We start from the raw sequence: 21931 nt of genomic DNA on the forward strand, positions 1-21931 counted from the left end.
GAGCGAATTAATGTCCTTGTGACCGTGCACCAAAGCCAGTTGTTAGCGACTGGCACACTTTGATTACTTAGTTGGAGAAAATATGGACTTAAACAACCTCATTACGTTCATCTCGGTTGCCACACTACTGGTTATATCACCGGGTCCAAATGGCTTTCTGATAGCAAAAACCGTCCCGGTTTCGGGGCAAAAGGCCGGTTTTGCAAACGTCGGCGGTTTTGTAGCCGCATTTTACGTGCATGGCTCACTCTCTATATTTGGCATCTCCATTCTCCTGGTGCAGTCAGCAATGGCTTTCACTATCTTTAAAATGCTCGGTGCTGCTTACCTGATCTGGATAGGCATAAAAGCATTAAGCAGTGTTTTTAACCAGACAGTAGTCCCATCAAGCAAAGAACCGGTAGCAAAAGTGAGTAAGGTTTCTGTTCGTAGCGCATTCCTTGAAGGTTTTGTAACAAATGTGCTTAATCCTAAGGTCTCTATGTTCTATCTTGCTGCCTTTCCTCAATTTATTTCACTGGAAGGGAGTGCATTGAGTGCATACGCGCTGGTCACTGCGCACTCAGTAGTTAATCTCATTTGGTTTTCTTTCATGGTGTTGGCATTGTCACGGCTGAAAAGTGCGGCAAATAATCCAAAGTTTAAAGCATGGTTAAATTCTATTACCGGTGTAGTCTTTATTGGCTTTGGAGCTAAGTTGGCATTAATGAAAAACAGCTAAAGCAGGAAGGTTACTCGCTTCGGTCGCTGCCGGGAAAAGCTCGCAGGCTTTAATGCATCGTTTGTAATGGTCATGTTATTACAGAGAGAAGGTTGTTTTGGTCTTAACATGATACTAAAACGGGTTGAAATATTGGGTGCAGCTTCTAAGGGCGAGCAAAATGAAAGGTTTTTTTATTTAACGTTATGGAATGGCTTGCTGGTGTTAGTTAACAGTCAAAGAGAATGTGATCCGACCAATTCTTACCCTTTTCAAACCTGTAAATTAAGCTTTCGCCGGTTGTCCGGCTTTTAACATGAAAAGAATCAATGTGATCGGAACGAGTGGCAGCGGTAAATCTCATTTTAGTCGCCGCCTTGCCCGGAAATTAGGCGTCCCCTGTATCGAAATGGATGCGGTTTTTTGGCTCCCTGACTGGGAACACTCAGAAACAGATGATTTTCTTAGTCAGCTGCAACCTCTTTTAGATCAGGATGCGTGGGTATTAGATGGCAATCAATCTAAAACAAACGCATTAAAATGGCAGTATGTCGACACCATTATTTGGTTGGATTACCCCTTCTTTCATACGTTTAAACAAATTCTGTTTCGTTCATTCAAACGTTCCTGGTCTAAGCAAGAACTCTGGGCAGGGACGGGCAATACAGAATCTTTCAGACGCAACTTTTTGTCATCCGATTCAGTCATCCTTTGGATGCTGCAAAATTACTGGAAAACCAAACAGAAATACACAAAGCTTTTTGCTAGTGAGCTGAGAGACAAGGTTAAATTTGTGCATATTAAATCCCCCAAACAAGCAGAATTGTTCTTAGCTAATGCCTCAGGCACTAAATAAAATGCGGTTGTCATTCGATTCAGTCCGCTGATTATAACCCTTCGGATAGTGTGACATGAGAAGGAGTAACACGCTTAATGGACCTGATAAACCTGCAGCTATTTATGTTCCGGCGTCAGTTCTCCGGCCCATGTCTCTGTTGTCTCCCACCTTTGCCTTATTTCTCGTCACTTTAACTACAATCGGCATGTCCATGGCAAACTGCTTTGGCGTGTAGGCATGGTTCTTAAAAATATCCATAAAAACTATCAATTTTTATTTAATAGCGGTTCCGTATTTGGTGTTTTTAGTGTCTGGTTTCCTGAAGTATGAAATGACAGGCAACGATTATGATTTTTATATATCACAAGGTATCGCTAATAACTTGCCGCTTTTGCTATGTGTTTACTTGTTAGCTAAATCAGGTGAAAATCGAAGCGCTGCATAAGCAGGCCCTCAGGACACAGCTGATAGGATAATGCTGGTTTAACGATGAAATTAAAATGCTGTAGTAAATATAAAAACTGGAAATTTTCGGGTTCGGTCAGTGTGTTAGACATGTTTGGGCTTACAATACTGCTAGCGTTTTACTTGTTTGCCATTGCCGCAATTAGCATAGTTGTGGGGAGTCTCTTTTATTCAATTTTCATGGCCTTTTTTCAGTTTGGCCAATTCAGGTTTTTGTTAGAGTTTGGCGTTGAGTTCGCGCTTTTTATCGTGTTCTTAATAAAATCTCTGGGAAAGTTTCTGCATGCTTGCAGTTATTTGCTTAACTACAGGTTAACCATCAGACAGAGATGTTCAGTTTGTGGCAGCGCCAATACCTTGCTGGATGTGCCGAAAAATACCGATCCGTTTTAGCAGAATTACTATCTCGCAATATAACTAAAAAATGCAACGGTCCGAGCGATGCTTCGGCTCATTCATACCGGAAGTTAAGCTCATTTCAACGTTTGCTTCACAGGGAGTTTATGTCAAAAGTTACATTAAAGGGGTTTATTTTAGTGCCTGCGTCAGATCTTGAAGCGGTAAAGCAGGCGTTGGTAAAGCATAAACAGCTGACGCTTGAAGAGCCTGGCTGCATTACCTTTAATGTTGTCGAAAATGAATGCGATCCGCTTCGTTTTGATGTGTATGAAGAGTTCACGAGTCAAAGCGCTTTTGAGCAACATCAGCACAGAGTAAGAGATTCCGACTGGGGCAAGGTTACCGTGAATGTAGAACGTCATTATCAAATTTTTAAATAAACTGTCGTTTCTTCACTTTCCTGGCAACCGTTCCAAAGCATCGTCACTATCTTCCAGACAAGTTCGATAAACCCATACATAACAACATTTTGTAAGAATTTTTGTGGTCTTCACAAAGCAGAATTAAAAGTTGATATAGTCTGCTGAAATAATCACGTTACTCAGCCTGTCTTTTTAACAACAGTGTCTGAAAGTCCTGCGTGTGGCCTGGCTCTTGAGAGTCTTAAAAATCCTATCGCGCCTCATGGCGTGATAATGTCAGGCCATTTTCATTGCCGCTCAGGAGAGCATATTTTAAAAGGAGTTTTAAGTGAGAGTCTTCAAATGGCTGTTATCGTCTGTCCTTCTCATCGCCATTGTAGTTGTGGCCGCTGGCTACCTGTATCTGTACGTACTGCCTACCGGACCAGAAATAACACCAGCAAAACCTATTCCCGCAGGTAAAGACAGCTTCGTCATTAACGCTTATAAACATACCGATCGCAAAACTATCAGAGTCTGGACATACAAACCAGCAAAGTGGACGCCTCAAAATCCGGTACTGTTTGTTATGCATGGCATGGGCAGAAATGCGGAGGATTATCTCGATGCATGGACAGAGCTTGCCGAGCAAAAAGGAATGATGCTGGTTGCCCCCGAATTTGCCAGTAAGTTCTATAGGGTCATTACTAATGACTATCAGGAAGGCAATTTAGAGAGCTATTTTGGGTGGGAAAACCCTGAAAGTGAGTGGGCTTTTACCGTGGTGGAAAATGTTTTTGACCATGTGAATAACGTAAATAGGCTTTCCCTTGATGGTTACCATATCTTCGGGCATTCGGCCGGCGGCCAGTTTGTTCAGCGTATGGTGGCTATGAAGCCGCAATCCCGGATTAAAACAGCCATCGCAGCCAACGCCGGCACGTATTCGTTTATGGATGACATGATGCCTTACCCTTATGGGCTGGCTACAGTGCACAAAGATCTGCAAGGTTCATTTGCAAAGCATCTGGTGGTGCTCCTTGGTGAGTTGGACAACAATGCCCAACAAGGGCGACTCGACCAAACCGGCAATGCCATGGAGCAGGGCACCAACCGGTTAGAACGAGGAACAAATTTTTTCCATTCCTCGCAACAGGTAGCCGCGAGGCAGGGCCTTTATTTTAACTGGCAGATACAGCTTGTACCTGATGTCGGCCATGAGTATAAACGTATGTCTGAGGCGGCGGCAAAGCTCCTTTGATTAAGGTGTTGACGATGCGCTCAGCGGCTGGCCATTAATGGAGAAAACATGAGTAGTCCGGGAAAGCTGTTCTTTTTCTGCGGCAAGATGGGCGCGGGTAAATCCACCCGTTCCAGACTTGTTGCGAAAGCAAATAACGCGGTGGTGATTTCAGAAGATGATTGGCTCACAGCACATTACCCTGAGCTGATTCAAACCTTTGACGATTACATCAAATACTCAGCGCTTATCCGGCCGTTTGTTAAAAGCCATGTACAGGGTTTACTTAACATAGGCGGTAACGTTGTGATGGATTTTCCTGCCAACACTATAAAACAAAGAGCCTGGTTTACATCGTTGTGTACTGAAACACACAGTGAGCATGAGCTCTGGTATTTAGACGTTTCTGATGAACAGTGTTTAGCACAAATTGCTCAACGTCGCGTTGAACAGCCGCAAAGAGCTAAATTTGATACAGAAGCAGTATTTCATCAGGTTACCCGGTATTTTGAAGCGCCTGCTGCCAGCGAGAATCTCAATATAGTGCGCGTGACATGATACGACTATACGTTGGCAGTTTTGTAACCCATGACGTTATCTATTTTAAGGTTTAGAACAATGAATAGAATTCTGTGCGCGTTAGCGATTACATTCATTTCCTTTTCGTCTTTATCAGCAACCAGCAGATATGACATGGTGGCGAAAGAGTATGAAAAGATTGCGCTTAAGGCTAATGTGGTAGAAAGCGCAAAAATGCAGGGCGTATGCCTGGTGCAGTTAAAAGAACTGACGTTCAAAAAGAAAAATGAATTTGATCCGATCTCTGAATGGGTAAACTATCGTTCGGTATCTTTACTCGAACAATATTCTCCGTGCGAGGTACTTATTATGTTAGAAGTGGCAAACGATATGATCAGGAATGAAAAGCAGTAAACAGATGGATTTACTTCTGAACAAGCGCTTACGGGTTAGAAAATAACCGTGGAAATTGTACTTATTCCGTTGGGCATTATCGCTTTTTTTTTGTATTTACCTTTTTGTCTGGCTAAATGGACTGCGTCTGAAAAATCACAGAATGCGCATTTTGCGAGTGGTTTAAAGGCCGCATTGCCTCAGTTAAGAAGTTTTCTGGGGATCAGCTTAATGCCATTGTTAGCCATCATCTGGAGTTACAATGCGTTTGGTAATCAGTATTTATGCGCGGCTATCTTCTCTGTGACATTTTATGCGCTGGTGTTTATGCATAGGGAGACTCAGGCGTGCTTTAAGACGTTCAGGCAGTTTCGATATATTACCCATGGTTATGTGGTAACGGGATTATTGGTTTGCCTGTTTGTTTTTAATTTCTTTGGCGGCCTGATTTTAATACTCGCTAGCTTGTATTGGTTTTTACAGTGTTTGATATTTCTGGGTAAAGCAGCCAGGGTGGATCATATTGACCGCTAGCCATACGGCCACGCCAGGATGGCCAATTTTAACTAAGGAAAGATTTAATTAAGGACAAAAAATGGTAGTCATTTACGGAATTAACAAACATCTCAACCCGATAAAGCGTGAATTGTCTAATGCTATCCACGGCTGTATGCAATCGGTGTTAGGCATGCCTGAAGGTAAGCGGGCCCACCGCTTCGTGCCATTAACAGAAAGTGATTTTTTCTATCCGGAGGGCAGAACCGAGGCGTACACCGTCATCGAAATTAATATGATGAGTGGCAGAACACCGGCAACACAAAAAGCGTTGATTAAAGCGTTATTCACGACCATTTCATCCACACTGGGTATTTCGCCTGTCGATATTGAAATTACCATCAAGGAACAGGAAAAGTATCAGTGGGGGTTTCGTGGTATGACGGGTGATGAAGCCATTGATTTGCAATACAAGGTAGATATTTAAGATTCGCAGGCGGTGTATGCACTGTGGTGTTGGCTTCAAAATAGAGGATTGGTGTGTTTGTACTATTGTTTTTAGTCGCTAGTTTTGCCGGCGATTTTATAGGTTTCCGGATTACCCTGAGATTACTGAAAGTAACTGAACAGCTCAATAAACGCAGCCTGGTGCTTACTCTGGCTTTTCTGACGATTCAGATAATGTCGGGGATAGTGATTCAGATTTCAGGTCTGGTTGAGCCTGCCGGTGCAGTGTTATCGATAGTTGTATTCAGCTTTGTGCTAAGAAAATTTCTAGTTTTAAAGCTCTGGCAGTTAATCGTTATTCCGATTGGGGTTTCTTTGCTGTCGTCGCTTATACTGGCGCTGTCGCTGTTAACCTATATAAGTATTTTCGAGTCAGTTTCGTTGAGCTAATCAAACGGTAATTGGTAATCAATACTGTAGGGCAGTGTTATAACCGTTAAAACCGTGTTTAGTTATACGACTCAATCGGGTTGAAAAGGATTATTTGGCATGAAAGTATTTGTTACTTTCCTGATCGTCATGGTGATTATTGAAAACCTCGCCGGGATGATGGGGGTCGCTTTTTTTGATATCTCCATCTTTACTATTTCCACTTTACCCGACCTGTTTCACTATGCCACAAAGCTCATGGTTTTAGTGATTGTTTACCTGATCATCGATAAGATATTTAGCGCGTTAAATAAAACAAAACCGACAGTATAGTCGCAGCTAAACAGGGAGTGAAAACAGGCGTTGTGAGTGGCCATCAGTTGAAACAACATATTCGGGTACAACATAACCGGGTGCGATTAAGCTTTCCCTCAATTGTGAAAATATTCGCGGTGTTTGCGATATCTCTCGATCTATTTTTTAGCTGTTTTTATTTATTGTTCTTATTGTTAGGCATTGAAGCGCCAGCGCCTGGGGTGTTTTTCATTGCCTTGTTGGCTATGCCGCTTCTTTTTATACTATTTGCAACATTAGGATACCCGTTCTTTGCCTTGCTAAATCGGGCTCGGGGTGGTTTGTTTTTAACGGTGTTACATGAAAAAGATCCCTCCGTTCGCAAGTCATAAAGGTTATCTGGCCGAGCGGTATTTATTCACTGTCGGGTAACTGTCGGTTGGTTGTCGTTACCCTCGGAGCCCCGGTGGTGTATAGTGTTAAGGCATTCACAACAAAAAAGAGAATAACAGTGAAATCATTAAGACTTACCCGGCATTGGTCGCAGGAGCAACTGGCGCAATTAAGCCATTTAAACGTGCGCACAATCCAACGGGTTGAAAAGGGCGAGGGCGCTGGTTTGGAAACGCTCAAATCGCTGGCATCCGTGTTTGAAATTTCTGTGGATGAGCTCAAAGCCGCGATTGAGCGTGATAACCCGTCTCAAAGTGAAGGCGGTTTAAGCTCTGAAAACAGTAAAAGAATACATGAACAGGCAAAGGCAAAAGTAAAAGCGATCAAATATTTTTATGCCTTTTCGGCTTTTTTAATTACGGTATTTGTAGCGTTTATGCTGCCTAATTATAACGATGGCGAGAATACCGGCCCGTTAATTGTGGTCTTCATATCGTTTGGTATGCTGATCGCTGGCTTTGCAATTTATGTATTTGAGCCCTTTGGTGAAAATTGGGAAAAAGCCAAAGTCTCGAAATTAGTTGAGCAACAAAGTGAGCAACGTCGCCTGGATAACGAGCATTAATTAATAGCGCTACTTCAGGCCGTCACAAACTGATAAGGAAGTATCAGCAGGCAATGGAGATTATTTTAGTACGTCATGGTCGTCCACAAAAGGCCGTCAATACATTACTCAATGCCGCCGGGTTTGCGAATTGGGTAAAAAACTACAATCACTCTTTGGTTGCAGATCATAGCCTGCCATGTCATCTGAGCCAGGCTAATTATAAAAATTATTATCGGGTTTCAAGCGATCTGCCACGTGCCGTGCATAGTTGCTTAATTTTTTCGGGGTGTCAGCCTCACTATCAGTCAAAACTATTTCGAGAGATGGACATTCCCCGCTATAAGCTGCCTTTTACCATAAGGGCATGGAGCTGGGTTTATCTGAACCGGGGGTTATGGATGCTGGGTAAAAAGGGGCACTTCGAGTCGTACCTGAACGCCCGGCGGCGTGCATGGCAAGCGGCGAGTGAGATTCTCAGTCTTGCTCAGCAACACGATAAAATAATTGTATTTTCACATGGTTATTTAATCCTCCATATAAGAAAGTATCTTCGCCAATGGGGGCTTATTCAAACCCGGAAATCCAATAACTACTGGGGTATTTCGGACTTTAAAGATGAATAACAGTATTTGGTCTTTCGTCTGTGGTAGCCTGAGTTTAACCGGTGCGTTACCGGGCCCTGCCAGGGGGTAATTGATAAATTAAAACAACAGAGGAAACCACCATGACCTATGTCGATGGCTATGTAATCCCGGTGTCAGCAGCTGATAAAGACAAGTATATTGAACAAGCGCAGAGGGCCTCGTGCGTCTTTAAGGAGCATGGGGCTATCGAGATTTATGAGAACTGGGGCGATGATGTTCCTGAAGGCGAAGTCACTTCATTTTATAAAGCCGTGCAATGTAAAGAAGGCGAAGTCGTGGTGTTTTCGTGGGCAGTATGGCCATCCAAAGAAGCCCGGGATGAAGGCTGGAAGGCGCTTATGGAGGATCCCAGAATGAAGCCCGATCCGGATAACCCTATGCCATTTGACGGTAAACGTCTAATCTACGGTGGGTTTTCAACTATCATTCACGCGTAAAACCGTGTCAATGTGTAACCCCCCGGTCAATGGGTAAAAACGGAATTTAGGACCTATGAATATTTGGAACACTAACCAACTGGCTACCGACCTGGCCTGTGAAGCCCTGAGTCAGAAGCAGAAAGTCCAGTATTATGTTGCCTGCTTTTATCTGCAGATAGCTTCGACGGTATTACCGATGTTTTTTCTGGGGTATTCGTATTATCTGAATATAGTCACTTTCGCTTCCTTTATGGTCACACTGGTAGTGTTTCATCATGGCGCGCTGAGAGTCTACCGGGCATGTTCTGGTTATAAGAAAGCCAGCGTTTTAGATACCATTGTGGTGTTATCATTGCCGGTAAGTATTAGAGTACAGATTGTTTACTGGCTGGCCTATGGGATAATTTCAATACTGTTGGCAGAACAACAGTCAGCGGCTTATATCTGGCTGATATACAGCTTTAGTGCCATGCCGGTTATGGTCTGGTTTCAGTTTTATCTTATCGAAAGGGCGGTTAATAAAAATTATGCTTAGCAGGTTTACCCGAAATATCACCAGCAGCGTACAGTCTGAATTGGCATTATCTGAATCTAATGAAGCGGCAGGGCGCTTTAAGACAGCTTTTAAGCATCTTGAGAATGCCCACGTATTGGGACAGTCATCTACCTGGTGGCATGTTCGGGTCCATTGGCTCATGTTACGCTGGGCGCTGCGTCATAAGGATGTTGGCGAATGCCTGGGGCAGCTTGTGCGAATAGTGGGGGCCGCCACAAAAACGGCTATTGGCCTGGTTCCGGTTGGTAACACGGGAGGGGCGGATATTAGTCCCTTTAAGCGCTTACCTTTAACTCCTGAACACCAGACTGCAATAGAAAAAGCACAGGGCGTTCAGTAAGCGTTAGCCACTAACCGAAGTGATAAAGAAAGATTGTTCTTTGTGCCGGGTCATAACGAGGCCAGCACCCGGCCAGAAGTATCCTTTGGCCCGTATTAGCGGGGCGTTCATGGTTGGAGTAATGATCAGAAATGGCAATAAAGGCTTTACTACCCGAAACAATAAAACTCATTCCTCGCGATAATTTTACACTGGATAGTCGGTTTTCTGCAGCAGAGATCACGCAAAGACTACAAGAACACACGGCTAAAAAACGCACCTTGGGCTTTAACCGTGATTTTGAGTTTAAGGGGCGGGTAGGTCAGTATGATTTTGAGCTCATGCGCAACGTGGCTTATCGGAACTCTTTCTTACCGGTTATTGAGGGCAAAATTAAACCTGTTGCCAACGGTTGTCATATTGAGGTAACCATGCGACTGCATTTACTGGTTACCGTAGGTATGGTGATCTGGTTTAGCTTTACCGGCATAGCCTGCTTATTTTCATTATCCAACCTGCACCGCTTTTCCTTACCTATGTTAATTCCATTTGCCATGATGTTTTTGGGAGTGGCCATGGTATCCGGTGGTTTCTGGTATGAAGCCTGTAAGCAAAAAAAACGACTAATTGAAATCGTCACTCAGGCGGTATAAGCCTGTCTGTGGCATCTGGCATGCACAAAATGTCCTCAACAAAAAAGGGAGCGGTATAAACTGCTCCCTTTTCATTAAAGGCTTAAGAGGTTAACCAAGCCGTTTTTTGCGTCGGCTGAATAACGCTATCAGCAAACCGCCAAGCCAAGCCAGTGACAGGCTGCCACCACCGCCACTGGGGCGGTTATTGACGGTAACGGTCACTGTTTCCGACACCGTATTCTGACCGTCGGTAGCGGTAACTGTGAAACTTACAGTAGTGGTCTCGTTGGTGTCCGGTGCGGTGGAACTGAACGTCGAACCCTGTACACCATTAATGGTAAAGATGATGTCGTCATCTTCAGGGTCTGTTGCACTGGCTCTGATGGTAATGGTTGCGCCTTCCTGTACGCTCGATGGCGCAGAGATGGTCAGCACCGGCGGTTGATTCGGCGTTACCGTAATGTCTACCGTAGCGGTATCGGTAAAGCCATATTCATCAGTAGCGGTTACCCTTAAGCGAAGCGCTGTTCCAGCGCTTACCGATGCGGGAGTAATGGTGATCACCTCACCTGCCACGTTAATCGATGCGGCGGGGCCACTTAGCTGCTCAACACTCAGGTTCACGTTGTCACCATTGGCATCGGAAACCGTAAGCGGTAATACAGAGGCTTGCAATTCCGTAAGACTAATACTGGCCTGTTCACTGCCAGCAATCAGCAGTTCCGGGGCCGCATGCATTTGCACTTCAGTGTTCACTTCACCTATCTCTTCCTGAGTACCCGGAATATTCGGTACCTGCGAAGTCACTGATACCGGCAATGAACCAGTAAGTTGAGCGTCAGCGTCTATCTGCAAACTGAAATCAAGTGCGGCCGGGCCGGTGGCCGTGGTCGATACCTGTGGCGTCAGGCACAGCACCGTACCCGATTGGATCAGCGATTCTACATCACCGCCAGGATTATTGGTGTTAGCGGAATTAAATGCCAGGGTCGCGCCCCGTTTACCATTACTGTTTTGCCAGCCTACAGTGCCGGCCAGAGACTCGCTGCCACTGCGCACATTTTGATAAGCATAAATCACAGCCGGTTCGCCGGGTTGAGAATCGTGGTTGAGGATCACCTGCATATCAGCCGAATAGCCAGCAGATTGTAATCCCTTCCACTCTATCACTGTGGCTGAACCGTTATGAATAGTGGCAACCGTAATACCCGAACCCGCTGCATTATTCAGTGTCCAGTTACGCCACAGGGGCGCCAGTATTGCACCACGGTATGTTCCATCAGCCAGCATCCGGTTGATGGCCGGGAAGGTGTTTACCGTAGCAGATGCCGGTGTAACAAAGCCTTTGGAAGAGACTGAAATACCGTTCCAATGTTCGCCCAATACGTTAACCGAAACGGGGAAGGCGGCCAGTAACTCACCATCACTGCTTTGCAGTGGCTGATAACCCAATGCGGTTAGGTCGATGTAACCATTATTACTATGAGTATCAACCCGGCACTGGCCGTCCCTTTGTGGAGTTGTTACGGTATAGCCGGATGCACTGGCTGTTATGTTTTGCGTAATTGACCAGCTGATAATATCGCCGTTTACCACACCACCGTCGGTAACGCTGCCTGCTACGACGCTGGCGCCATCGGGAATGGTCACGTCAATTTCATAGTTGCGATCTTCAGCACTGGTGTTGGCCAGTACATCAACAGTGTAATCTACTGTCTCGCCCGGCGACACGCGATCGCTGCCATTCACTGCCAGCTGTACGTCGTTTTCACCTCGAATAATATCCACCGGGATAATGCCCAGATTGTCCGGCGTTTGCGCACTGCTGCCCAATGCCACGCTGGCATAGTAGCGATCGCCGGGAATACTGCTGTCCAGCGACCATAGCAAGCGCATGTCAAAGGATTCACGCAAAGCAACCGATGGGGGAGCGTCGATACTCAGCGAACCGTCATTACTGCTGCCTACCACGGCATAGTCCAGCGTAAAGCTGTCCTGTTGCTGGGTGCTGCCGGTAAAGTTGTGAACGTATATCCTGTAGCTTCCGGCTGGCGGTGATTCAATACTGATATACTCATTCCAGCTATAGCCGGCGCTTAGAGCGAGGAGCTCGTCCTCATCAAAAATACCGTCGTTGTCATTGTCATAGGCTATATATAAATCCAGATCCGGCGCAGTCGAAGCGGTGGTTTGAGCCACCAGGCGCGGCGTGCCTTCTTCGATAACCACGTCGAGGCTATACACGCCATCGTTCGGGTTATCGTAAAAATCACTGGGGTCACTGTCTTGTGCTAAATTGCCCGACACTTTAGTGCCCAGAGTAAGACCCGTTACTTCATAGGTGAAATTGGTAATTTCGATAGCCAGCAAGTCTTCAAGTACCGCAGAATCGGCATTACGATAACTGGTTCGCTCTACAAAATTCGGGAAATTGCCGTTGGAAGCCACTACCGCAATAGGCATGTGTTGCGGGTTGTTGTCATTGCCGCTGATTAACACATCGCCAAATACCCAGTCATTGTCTGCTACGTTCCAGGTACTCAGCGTGAAGGTCACTGTTTGAGACTGACCAGCCGATAACGTCATGCTGGCGGGTTGTGCGTCCAGTGCTAAACCGCTGTCCATATCGTCCAGACTGAAAGTCCAGGTGCCGTTGCGGGTGGCGGTGAATGTGCGTTGCCAGGTACATTCAATGAGACAGTTGTTATCCACCAGAGCCGGAATGTTCAGTGTTTTCGGCTCACCGCCGCTGGCTGGATTTGCCGCTTCATAATTGGCCTGGGTTTCTTCCATTATCAGACCAGCATTAGCCGCCGCATCTATCTGAATGCGTCCGGCCCCCATATCCAACCAGTTAGCCTGGTCGGCACTGCCACTAATGCCAATATCGGTTTCAGCCGTCATCATTAGTGCTGAGCGAATGGCATCGGCGCTCCAGTCCGGGTGTAACTCGCGCAGCAGCAGTGCTGCACCGGCCACATGGGGTGAGGCCATAGAGGTACCATCCAGATAGGCGTAATCCGCCGGGGCAGGGCCGGTGGTTTCATGGCCATAGTGTTCATCTGAATAGGCTGAATAAATATCTACACCCGGTGCGCTGATCATCGGTAACAGCGTACTGAACTGAGTATTCGGCCCGCGGGATGAAAAACTGGCTACTTTATCGGCAAGGGTGCTGTCTACCGAGCGTATACCGGCGGTAGCGGTAATGGTGGCGCGGTGATTACTGCCTGACGCCAACCAGGTTTTAAGCCTGTTACCATCGCTTGCAGCAATATGAATGCCGGGGATCACGTACTCGTCGGCGACTAAATTTTCAGCGCCGTTGGCTAAATTAGCCAGCACATATCCGCCTGCGCCACCCTGTGCCACGTTAATCGCTTTCTGGATGCGGGCAATGTCTCCGCGATCACAGACGACTATTTCACCGTTGAAGGTGCCGGTCGGATAAGGTTGGAGGCACTGGGCCGAATCGCCGCCAGGATCGTTCGGGTTGGGGAAATCGCCGGCATACACAATGTCTGCGGTGATTGCGCCGGTATTACTCTCTCCGCTAATCGTGGACGGCGCGCCAGAGCCACCGGTGAAACTACCGATAGTTTTGGTTAGATCCAAGGTACGGCCGTGGGTGGTGGCAGCCACAGGTGTTAGCCAGGGGGAGAGCTTATCGCTGGTTGCAGCATCAGGGCCATCGTTACCCGCGGAGTGGGCTACAAAAATGCCGGCATTATTGGCCGATAACCAGGCCTCACTAAGCGTATTGCCCCACACTTCATCGCCGCCGGATATTGAGTAATTGATAGCATCAACTACACCGCTGGCAATTGCATCATCTATAGCGGTAACCGCCAGGTTGGCATAACAGCCGTTATATTCATCGTCGTTCTCGCCGGGCAGGCACACCTGGAACGAAATGATATTGGCATGGGGCGCAATTCCGCTGATTTGAGCGAAAGCAAATTCGCCGGCGTAGCCGTCACTTTCTTCCACATCATAGGCCAGACCCACCGAAGGGACGTCATACAGAATATTTCCGGCTGCGGTGCCCGCTACGTGTGAACCGTGACCGTTATAATCTTCGCCGTTGCGCGGCAGGCCCGGCGGAAATACATCGGTGTCTGCATACTGATTGGTAATTTGCGCATAGCTGTAAACACCAATGAGCTTATCGTTACATAACGCAGCATAGCTGCCAGCACAATCACCCAAATAGTTACCGCTGCCAAGCGGGTTGGTGTGCGTATAGCCATCACCGCCGGTAGCGGCAAATGATGGGTGATCGGTATTAATGCCAGTATCAAAAATAGCAACTACCGTGCCTTCTCCCAGCGCACTGGTGCCTGCCAGTGTTGCCCCGGCCCATACGCCGGTCGCGCCGGTCAGTTCAGGACTGGTATCTGAACTGAGCTTTAGTTTTCGGTCCGCTTCTACTGACTTTACACCAGCCAGTGACCGGACTCTCTCTGCCTGTGACGATGTCAGCTCCAGCACCATACCGTTAATGGCAAACTGTAACTGACGTTTAGCGGTTGCCTGACCGGTGATTTGAGAAATTTTGCCCAGTACAGCCTGTTGCCGCTGCTGCAGATATTCACGGTATGCCGTGACATGGCTGGCTGAGGCATCAAGTTTTCCATGGTTGGCAGTGGCGAGTCGAGAAGTCTGTTGGCGGCTTTTAGGATTGGTTGCTGAATAGCCCTGAATGCCGCCGTTATATTGGGCAACCGAAGGCTCATGCAACTGAATAATATAAGTTTGTTTGCCATTAACCTGGTTTTTTATTGAATTGGTTGTTGGGTTAAGGCGGTGAATGGGCTTATTGACTGATGTTGGCGTGATCTGCTGAGCGACTGCAAAAGAGGCATTAGCCAGCAAAATGACACTAACAGCACGTGTGATCAATGATAATTGCTTCACATTAATACTCCAAAGTGAAAAGAACAATGTCCTTGTTCTGTCGGGATTGTTTTTTAACACAGCCGCGCGGGTTATGTAATGCTCGTTGTCGTTTGTACGTGACAGGTAAGTAATTTGGACCGTTTTATCCTAAATAGTTCGTCTGAACTCAGCCTGAATTGCACCACATTTTTACCACTTAACATAATCATCCCAATTTTTGTGATCCATTTAGGATATTTAATTTAATAAAACGTAAACATATTGTTAATTTGACAGGACGCTCCTGCCTCGATTGCACTAGAGTGTACTCAAACAATAAGGCGTTTTAGAGGAACCCTATGAACGACAGAAATCACCTGGGCAACGTGTCGATGACACACGAGGTCAGGATAATAGAAAATGGGTTACTGGATATTCCGATGCTGGCCATTCTGGATGCCGACGGCACGGTGTATTCTAAAGCAAAAGAGCCCGCAATCAGTCAGGAACTGGCCATAAAGATATACCACACCATGTTGTATACCCGCATGTTGGATGAACGGATGGTGGCCGCCCAGCGTCAGGGCCGTATAAGTTTTTATCTGGCCAGCACCGGTGAGGAAGCCGCTGTTGTAGGTAGTGCCGCAGCGCTCTCGGCAGATGACATGATCATGAGTCAGTACCGCGAGCAGGGCGCTTTGGCGTTTCGTGGTTACACCTCTGCACAGTTTATGAATCAGATGTTCTCCAATCGCCTGGATCTGAATAAAGGGCGTCAGATGCCTATCCACTATGGCGACAAAACGCTTAATTTTATGACCATATCATCGCCGCTCGGAACCCAGATTCCGCAGGCAGCTGGCTACGCTTATGGGCAGAAACTGGCAGGTAATGATGCCATCACCATCTGTTATTTTGGCGAAGGGGCAGCCTCAGAGGGCGACTTCCACGCCGGCCTGAATATGGCGGCAGTGCTTAACTGCCCGGTGATCTTTTTCTGTCGAAATAATGGCTATGCTATTTCTACCCCAGCCGAAGAGCAATTTGCCGGGGATGGCATTGCGTCACGCGGGATTGGTTACGGTGTGCGGACTATCCGGGTTGACGGCAACGATCCGCTGGCAGTATACAGTGCCACGCAGAAAGCCCGGGAGCTGGCATTATCCGCCTCTCAACCGGTATTGATTGAAGCCATGACCTATCGGTTGGCTGCCCATTCTACCTCAGACGACCCCAGCGGCTACCGGTCGAAAAAAGAAGAAGAGAAATGGCGCCTGAAAGACCCCCTTGAGCGGTTTAAGGTGTGGTTACTCAATAAGGGATGGCTGCAGGAAGCCGATACCGAGCAATACCTTAAAACGGTACGTAGCGATATTCTGGACGCGCTCAAAACCGCCGAGAAAGTCCCGGTTAATCCAATTAGCGATATCGTAGAGGACGTCTACAGCGATGTGCCCTGGCACCTCAAAGCACAGCGGGAGGCATTACTGGAACACATTAAACGCTACCCGGATAAATATCCTAAAACGTCGGGCGAGGTAGGCAAGTAATGGCAAAGTTAAATTTACTCCAGGCAATTAATCAGGCCTTGATCACTGCCATGACCGACGATGAAAAGGTCGTGGTATTTGGTGAGGACGTTGGCCATTTTGGTGGCGTATTCAGAGCCACCAGTCATTTGCAGGAAAAGTTTGGTAAGGCACGTTGTTTCAATACGCCGCTTACTGAACAGGGCATTATTGGTTTTGCCAACGGTCTGGCAGCTCAGGGCAGTGTACCGGTGGCTGAGATCCAGTTTGGCGACTATATCTTTCCGGCTTTTGACCAAATCGTTAATGAAACGGCCAAATTCCGTTATCGGTCCGGCGGGCAGTTCTCCTGTGGCTCATTGACAATAAGAACCCCTTACGGCGGTGGCATTGCCGGTGGTCATTACCATTCTCAGTCACCAGAGGCGTTTTTCAGTCATATTCCTGGCCTTAAAGTGGTGGTGCCACGCGATCCTTATCAGGCTAAAGGCCTGTTGCTGGGCGCAATCCGCGATGACAACCCGGTGTTGTTTATGGAGCCTAAGCGCCTTTATCGCGCTTCGGTTTGTGAGGTGCCGGAGGAAGATTATTCCATTGGCCTGGGCAAGGCTGAGGTAATTCAGGAAGGTAACGATATTACGCTGTTGGCGTGGGGCGCTCAGGTAGAGACTATTCAGAAAACGGCGGCCATGGCGCTGGAGGACGGGGTATCTTGCGAGATCATTGATTTACGCAGTATTTTGCCCTGGGATGCGCACACCGTTGCGGAGTCCGTAATGAAAACAGGACGCTTGCTCATCAACCATGAAGCGCCCATTACTTCGGGATTCGGCAGTGAAATTGCCGCACATATTCAGGAACAGTGTTTCTTATATCTTGAAGCGCCCATTACCCGGGTATGTGGCCTTGATACGCCGTATCCGCTGGCCCATGAAAAAGAATACATGCCAGACGAATACAAAACCTATGAAGCCCTTAAACGCATGCTGAACTACTGAGGTAAATATGACAGATTTTATTTTGCCTGATATTGGTGAAGGCGTTGTTGAGTGCGAATTACTCGAATGGCTGGTAAATGAAGGTGATTCGGTTGAAGAAGACCAACCGGTAGCAGAAGTCATGACCGATAAAGCCACGGTGCAAATTCCGGCTATCCACAGTGGCGTTATTACCCGGCTGTATTATAAGCCCGGCGATATTGCCAAAGTGCACGCGCCGTTATTTGAACTTAAGCCCGCGGGAGCCGATAACGCCGCTGAAGCGCAGCAGCCAGCACCCGAGCAATCACCACAAACCGTAATGGCGTCTCAGCCATCCGAAGCGGCGGCTAGCGCCGTAGAAACCTTTATTCTGCCAGACATTGGTGAAGGCATTGTTGAATGTGAAATCGTTAAATGGCACATCGACGGCGGCGATTTTGTTGCCGAAGATGAGGTGGTTGTTGAAGTGATGACCGATAAAGCCGTGGTGGAAATTCCTGCCAAACATGCCGGTACACTGGTAAAGCGCTATCACGAGGTCGGGCAGATTGCCAAAGTACATGAGCCATTATTTGATTTATCGGTAGCGCAGGAGGCTGAGGTGGCCAACACTCACAGCAACACCTCTGTACCGTCTGTGCAGCCAACCCGGGACGTGCCCGGTGGCTTTCAGGAAGGCAGCTTTGAGCCGCCCAAAGTAATTAAAGGCAAGGTACCAGCCAGTCCGGCCGTGCGACGACTGGCCAAAGAGCACAATTTGCCACTGCAACACATTCAGCCCACCGGTAAAAAAGGCCGGGTGCTCAAGCAGGATGTACTAAACGCCTTGCAACAGGGTCAACAGAGTGAGCCCACTCCAGCCGTTACGCCAACCAGTACGAATGAGCAAACCAGCCGAACAGTGCCCCTAACGCCGGTGCAGAAAGCCATGGCCAAACAGATGATCCGCTCGGTGAGCACTATTCCACACTTTACGGTGTCTGATGAACTGGTCATGGACTCGCTGATTGAGCTTAAACAGTCGTTGCAGGGGCAATTTGCCAGCGCAGACATTAAGCTCACCTTTATGCCATTTTTTATAAAAGCGCTATCGCTGTGCCTGTCGGAGTTTCCGCAGTTTAACGCCCGGCTCAGTGAGGATGGCAATGCCATGACCTACTTTGACGACCACAACATTGGTTTCGCAGTCGACAGTCGTGCTGGCTTACTGGTACCCAATATTAAGCAGGTACAAACACTCAGTGTGATGGACATCGCCGAGGCCATGCAGCGTATTGTGGCTGACGCCAAACAGGGCAAAGTAAGCGGCAGTGATTTAAAAGGCGGTACCATCAGCATCTCCAATGTGGGCGTACTGGGAGGCACCACGGCAACGCCGATTATTAATTGTCCTGAACTGGCTATTGTGGCGTTGGGCAAAATTCAATCGTTACCGCGTTTTGACGAGCAGCAAAACGTGATCAGCCAGTCTGTTATGCAGGTCAGCTGGTCAGCCGATCACCGGGTGATTGATGGCGCAACAATGGTGCGGTTTAACAATTTGTGGCTGGACTATCTTACCCATCCACTCAAAATGTTAAGCAAACTGCGTTAACCCTTTAACGAGGCTGGTATCTTTGTGCACCGGGCGATAAACTTGCGCACATCGCGCAAGTTTTACCTGTGTCTACGGTCACCAGAACCTCAAACAGGTTTCAAGAGAGAGCACTATTTTGCTGAGCTACCAACACGGCTACCATGCCGGTAACCACGCCGACATCCTTAAACATCTGTGCTGGCAGGCGGTTATCAATCGCCTGAAACAGAAGAATAAGCCGTTTAATTTAATCGATACCCATGGTGGTTCGGGCTGTTACAGCCTCGACTCGGAACAAGCCAACAAAACCGGAGAATACAAAGACGGTGTGGTAAAGCTGGATCAGTTTTCGCCGCAGGATCCGCTGTTAATCGAATATTTAGCGGCGCTGGCACTCTACCGGAATAATAATGAGTATCCTGGTTCACCGGTACTGGCCGCTGACTTACTGCGCAGTAACGATGCTCTGCATGTGATGGAGCTGCACCCGGGTGAATTTGCTAATTTAAAAGGCGTGTTAAAGCGCCATAAAGGGCAGGGGCAGGTTCACAGCCATTTTCGTGACGGCCTGGAGGGTCTAATTGCTTTATCGCCGCCTAAACCTAATCGCGGTGCGGTGCTAATTGATCCGCCATACGAATCGCTGAGTGAATATCAGGCGGTTATGGAAGCCGTAAAAGGGTGTTTAAATCGCTGGCCTCAGGCGCAAATTCTAATTTGGTATCCGCTGTTATCGGCCCGGGCTGGTAATAAACAGGGCCAGTCTGAAACCCTGTGCCAGACATTGGCAGAGCTTAATCACAACGTGCTACAGGTAGAATTGCTGGCCGAAGATAAAAACGCTGATACCGGGATGTACGGCTCCGGCGTGTGCTTTATTAACCCGGCCTGGCAAATCGACACCATTTTAACTAACAGTCTGACTGAACTTTGCCCCCGTTTAGGTACTCAGTGCCAGCACAACGTGGTATGGCTTAATCATATCGAGTCATGACCAGAAAAGGCATTCGCCACTTCTACATTCCTGAAGAGCAGTCGGTCTATCTGCTCTCGCATGCGGATGCCAAAAAACTCAAAGACTGGATAGACCTGTGTATTGCCCAACTGGAAAGTCTGGGCTTTACCGATATCAGCCTGATTGGTAAAGGGGCCTATGGATTTGCCTTTGGCGGGCGCGATCAGGCTGGTGCAGAACTGGTCTTTAAATTTACCCGCATTACCCTGCCCGTGAGCATTCAGGACCGCCTCGAGGAAGAAGCGTTTATGCAGGGGCTGCTCAGGCACTCGCATATTCCGGCAGTGAAAGAATTCTACCAACGGGGCAGGCAATCCATTTTGATGATGGAGCGGGCGCCTGGCATCGATCTGGAACAATACAGTTTACGCGAAGGGCCTGTCGGGCCGCGACTGATTGTAAAGATGGCCGTGCAACTGGGTAAAATCCTGCTGTATTTACGCCAGTTTGAACTGGACGGCGGTCACCGGCCTATCGTACATGGCGACATTAAACCTTCCAACCTGGTCTGGGATGAAGACAATGAACGCCTGAGTCTTATCGACTGGGGATCCTGTGTGTATGCGCAACTGGATGAACACCTGCAACCGGTGCAAAACAACGTACTGGATTTAATGTCGGGAGATATCCAGCAAACCAATGCTCGCCTGGGAGACATCTACTTTATTGGCGATGCGCAGCTTAATGGCGAGCGCTCAAGCCCACGCTTCGACGAGCAGGGGCTGGCAGGTACCCTTTATGCACTGGCTTCCGGGCAGTCGGCCCGGTTTGCGCATCAGGTGATCCCGCCATCGTCGCTCGGATTACCGAAAATTTTGTCAGACATTCTTACCTTTATGCTTAGCGACAACCTCACAGAACAGCATAGTGGGGGTGACTACTTTTTGTCGCACCTGAAATTACTCGACAATCTGGTGTTCGCTAATGATAATTCCGAGCGCCACGAATCCTTGTTGCCGGTATGGGTAGCCAAACAGCGAAAGAACATCGAGTCGGTGGTCTACAGTTCCCGTAAGTCGTTTCTACGCCAGCAGAATGAGCTTAGCCAACAGCAAGCTGACGAGCTCAGTCAGTTGAGTTACTTAAATGATGCGCAGTTTGAGCGTTATTATAAAAACTACCTCGATGGTATGGGCGCGACCGAAAAAGGCTTTTTAGCGGCAATAAGCCGGCTGGCCCGTTATCCGGTGGTGGGAGGGCTGGTTATCCACTGGCAGCCTGAAGGCGTGTATATAGATTCGAGTCTGAACCTGCAGGATCCGAGTAAGGAGCAAGCGTTTAAACATGCGGTAAATACCGTGGTTACCCTGGCCCGGGCCATACATCGTCAGGGGGTATTCAAATGCTGCCTGTTTGATGCCAAAAACACCCTGCATATTGAGCGTGAGCAAATCGAATCGCCATTTGTGGCCGGGGCTGCTACCGTTATCCCCTATGAAAAATCCAGTGTGTCACTGAGTACGTCTGAGAGCCGGGTGCATTCGTACTTTGAAGACGGTGATGATCCGGACGAGTTCCTCGCCTTACCAACAAAAATCATGCAAGCCATTAAAGCGCTTAATGCCATTCACCACACTGGTTGTATTATTTTCGAGGCGCTTGAGAAACACTTAAAGATTCATAGTTACTATCGTTTGCTTGATCATACGAAGGAAAATGAGTTTAATGCGTTACTGAAAGAAATCATTGATTCACTGCCACAACTAACAGGTGAAGGCACCTGTGGTTTTATGAAGTTACCTTACAAAGACACGCGTTTTTTTGAGCACCGGGCAAAATGTGCCGACAAGTTTTATCCTCGCAATCCCCGAACGCGGTAG

Annotated in this window: 23 protein-coding genes; 22 read left to right on the top strand and 1 reads right to left on the bottom strand. The window is 47.7% G+C overall.

Annotation, left to right across the window (positions count from 1 at the left end):
- Positions 1-82 precede the first annotated feature (82 nt).
- The 17 genes from AC27IB_RS04795 (at position 83) to AC27IB_RS04875 (ending at position 10151) form a co-directional block, all read left to right on the top strand.
- Positions 83-721 (top strand): LysE family translocator, encoded by a 639-nt coding sequence (locus tag AC27IB_RS04795; RefSeq protein WP_487119286.1) that lies wholly within the window; start codon positions 83-85, stop codon positions 719-721.
- 295 nt (positions 722-1016) lie between these two features.
- On the top strand, positions 1017-1556 hold the full coding sequence (locus AC27IB_RS04800) for a P-loop NTPase family protein (protein ID WP_487119288.1): 540 nt from the start codon (positions 1017-1019) through the stop codon (positions 1554-1556).
- A gap of 785 nt (positions 1557-2341) precedes the next feature.
- Positions 2342-2782 (top strand): putative quinol monooxygenase, encoded by a 441-nt coding sequence (locus tag AC27IB_RS04805; RefSeq protein ID WP_487119290.1) that lies wholly within the window; start codon positions 2342-2344, stop codon positions 2780-2782.
- 310 nt (positions 2783-3092) lie between these two features.
- Positions 3093-4004, top strand: a complete 912-nt coding sequence (locus tag AC27IB_RS04810; RefSeq protein ID WP_487119292.1) for an alpha/beta hydrolase family protein — start codon at positions 3093-3095, stop codon at positions 4002-4004.
- Positions 4005-4052: 48 nt separating this feature from the next.
- Positions 4053-4541: a P-loop nucleotide/nucleoside kinase family protein gene (locus AC27IB_RS04815; RefSeq protein ID WP_487119294.1), complete on the top strand. Its 489-nt coding sequence runs from the start codon at positions 4053-4055 to the stop codon at positions 4539-4541.
- A 60-nt stretch (positions 4542-4601) separates the two neighbouring features.
- On the top strand, positions 4602-4916 hold the full coding sequence (locus AC27IB_RS04820; protein ID WP_487119296.1) for a hypothetical protein: 315 nt from the start codon (positions 4602-4604) through the stop codon (positions 4914-4916).
- A gap of 48 nt (positions 4917-4964) precedes the next feature.
- Complete coding sequence (locus AC27IB_RS04825; RefSeq protein WP_487119298.1) at positions 4965-5429, top strand: hypothetical protein; 465 nt, start codon at positions 4965-4967, stop codon at positions 5427-5429.
- A 61-nt stretch (positions 5430-5490) separates the two neighbouring features.
- Complete coding sequence (locus AC27IB_RS04830; RefSeq protein ID WP_487119300.1) at positions 5491-5877, top strand: tautomerase family protein; 387 nt, start codon at positions 5491-5493, stop codon at positions 5875-5877.
- A 53-nt stretch (positions 5878-5930) separates the two neighbouring features.
- Positions 5931-6287, top strand: coding sequence for a hypothetical protein (locus AC27IB_RS04835; RefSeq protein ID WP_487119302.1), 357 nt, complete (start codon positions 5931-5933; stop codon positions 6285-6287).
- Positions 6288-6386: 99 nt separating this feature from the next.
- Entirely contained in the window at positions 6387-6599 is a 213-nt protein-coding gene (locus tag AC27IB_RS04840; RefSeq protein ID WP_487119304.1) for a hypothetical protein, read from the top strand.
- 17 nt (positions 6600-6616) lie between these two features.
- Positions 6617-6952, top strand: a complete 336-nt coding sequence (locus AC27IB_RS04845) for a hypothetical protein (RefSeq protein ID WP_487119306.1) — start codon at positions 6617-6619, stop codon at positions 6950-6952.
- A 119-nt stretch (positions 6953-7071) separates the two neighbouring features.
- Complete coding sequence (locus AC27IB_RS04850) at positions 7072-7578, top strand: helix-turn-helix domain-containing protein (protein ID WP_487119308.1); 507 nt, start codon at positions 7072-7074, stop codon at positions 7576-7578.
- A gap of 53 nt (positions 7579-7631) precedes the next feature.
- Positions 7632-8183 (top strand): histidine phosphatase family protein, encoded by a 552-nt coding sequence (locus tag AC27IB_RS04855; RefSeq protein ID WP_487119310.1) that lies wholly within the window; start codon positions 7632-7634, stop codon positions 8181-8183.
- A gap of 101 nt (positions 8184-8284) precedes the next feature.
- Positions 8285-8641, top strand: a complete 357-nt coding sequence (locus AC27IB_RS04860) for a DUF1428 domain-containing protein (RefSeq protein ID WP_487119312.1) — start codon at positions 8285-8287, stop codon at positions 8639-8641.
- Between the two features lie 55 nt (positions 8642-8696).
- A complete protein-coding gene (locus AC27IB_RS04865) occupies positions 8697-9158 on the top strand; it encodes a hypothetical protein (RefSeq protein WP_487119314.1) in 462 nt (153 codons plus the stop codon).
- Positions 9151-9519, top strand: coding sequence for a DUF3703 domain-containing protein (locus AC27IB_RS04870; RefSeq protein ID WP_296046831.1), 369 nt, complete (start codon positions 9151-9153; stop codon positions 9517-9519). Before AC27IB_RS04865 ends, AC27IB_RS04870 begins: the two co-directional genes overlap by 8 nt.
- Before the next feature lie 131 nt (positions 9520-9650).
- A complete protein-coding gene (locus AC27IB_RS04875) occupies positions 9651-10151 on the top strand; it encodes a hypothetical protein (RefSeq protein WP_487119316.1) in 501 nt (166 codons plus the stop codon).
- A 90-nt stretch (positions 10152-10241) separates the two neighbouring features.
- Here the strand turns inward: AC27IB_RS04875 and AC27IB_RS04880 are convergent, their stop codons facing one another.
- Positions 10242-15050 (bottom strand): S8 family serine peptidase, encoded by a 4809-nt coding sequence (locus tag AC27IB_RS04880; protein WP_487119318.1) that lies wholly within the window; start codon positions 15048-15050, stop codon positions 10242-10244.
- Positions 15051-15370: 320 nt separating this feature from the next.
- On the opposite strand from AC27IB_RS04880, the gene AC27IB_RS04885 reads away from it, so the two are divergent.
- The 5 genes from AC27IB_RS04885 (at position 15371) to AC27IB_RS04905 (ending at position 21931) form a co-directional block, all read left to right on the top strand.
- Positions 15371-16561: a thiamine pyrophosphate-dependent dehydrogenase E1 component subunit alpha gene (locus AC27IB_RS04885; RefSeq protein WP_487119320.1), complete on the top strand. Its 1191-nt coding sequence runs from the start codon at positions 15371-15373 to the stop codon at positions 16559-16561.
- Positions 16561-17538 (top strand): alpha-ketoacid dehydrogenase subunit beta, encoded by a 978-nt coding sequence (locus tag AC27IB_RS04890; RefSeq protein WP_487119322.1) that lies wholly within the window; start codon positions 16561-16563, stop codon positions 17536-17538. The genes AC27IB_RS04885 and AC27IB_RS04890 overlap by 1 nt, the downstream gene beginning before the upstream one ends.
- A gap of 7 nt (positions 17539-17545) precedes the next feature.
- The gene (locus AC27IB_RS04895) at positions 17546-19114 is read left to right on the top strand and encodes a dihydrolipoyllysine-residue acetyltransferase (protein ID WP_487119324.1); all 1569 of its coding nucleotides are present in this window, start codon (positions 17546-17548) and stop codon (positions 19112-19114) included.
- Positions 19115-19232: 118 nt separating this feature from the next.
- Positions 19233-20090 (top strand): 23S rRNA (adenine(2030)-N(6))-methyltransferase RlmJ, encoded by an 858-nt coding sequence (locus tag AC27IB_RS04900; RefSeq protein ID WP_487119326.1) that lies wholly within the window; start codon positions 19233-19235, stop codon positions 20088-20090.
- Positions 20087-21931 carry a protein kinase domain-containing protein gene (locus tag AC27IB_RS04905; RefSeq protein WP_487119328.1) on the top strand — a complete coding sequence of 615 codons (1845 nt, stop codon included), beginning with the start codon at positions 20087-20089 and terminating at the stop codon, positions 21929-21931. Before AC27IB_RS04900 ends, AC27IB_RS04905 begins: the two co-directional genes overlap by 4 nt.

Source organism: Alteromonas sp. 4NH20-0104, from assembly GCF_057547795.1.

Coding starts and splice junctions, on each gene's coding strand:
- AC27IB_RS04795 (WP_487119286.1), top strand. CDS start 83: ATGGACTTAAACAACCTCATTACGTTCATCTCGGTTGCCACACTACTG.
- AC27IB_RS04890 (WP_487119322.1), top strand. CDS start 16,561: ATGGCAAAGTTAAATTTACTCCAGGCAATTAATCAGGCCTTGATCACT.
- AC27IB_RS04800 (WP_487119288.1), top strand. CDS start 1,017: ATGAAAAGAATCAATGTGATCGGAACGAGTGGCAGCGGTAAATCTCAT.
- AC27IB_RS04875 (WP_487119316.1), top strand. CDS start 9,651: ATGGCAATAAAGGCTTTACTACCCGAAACAATAAAACTCATTCCTCGC.
- AC27IB_RS04905 (WP_487119328.1), top strand. CDS start 20,087: ATGACCAGAAAAGGCATTCGCCACTTCTACATTCCTGAAGAGCAGTCG.
- AC27IB_RS04840 (WP_487119304.1), top strand. CDS start 6,387: ATGAAAGTATTTGTTACTTTCCTGATCGTCATGGTGATTATTGAAAAC.
- AC27IB_RS04820 (WP_487119296.1), top strand. CDS start 4,602: ATGAATAGAATTCTGTGCGCGTTAGCGATTACATTCATTTCCTTTTCG.
- AC27IB_RS04855 (WP_487119310.1), top strand. CDS start 7,632: ATGGAGATTATTTTAGTACGTCATGGTCGTCCACAAAAGGCCGTCAAT.
- AC27IB_RS04895 (WP_487119324.1), top strand. CDS start 17,546: ATGACAGATTTTATTTTGCCTGATATTGGTGAAGGCGTTGTTGAGTGC.
- AC27IB_RS04870 (WP_296046831.1), top strand. CDS start 9,151: ATGCTTAGCAGGTTTACCCGAAATATCACCAGCAGCGTACAGTCTGAA.
- AC27IB_RS04865 (WP_487119314.1), top strand. CDS start 8,697: ATGAATATTTGGAACACTAACCAACTGGCTACCGACCTGGCCTGTGAA.
- AC27IB_RS04815 (WP_487119294.1), top strand. CDS start 4,053: ATGAGTAGTCCGGGAAAGCTGTTCTTTTTCTGCGGCAAGATGGGCGCG.
- AC27IB_RS04860 (WP_487119312.1), top strand. CDS start 8,285: ATGACCTATGTCGATGGCTATGTAATCCCGGTGTCAGCAGCTGATAAA.
- AC27IB_RS04885 (WP_487119320.1), top strand. CDS start 15,371: ATGAACGACAGAAATCACCTGGGCAACGTGTCGATGACACACGAGGTC.
- AC27IB_RS04830 (WP_487119300.1), top strand. CDS start 5,491: ATGGTAGTCATTTACGGAATTAACAAACATCTCAACCCGATAAAGCGT.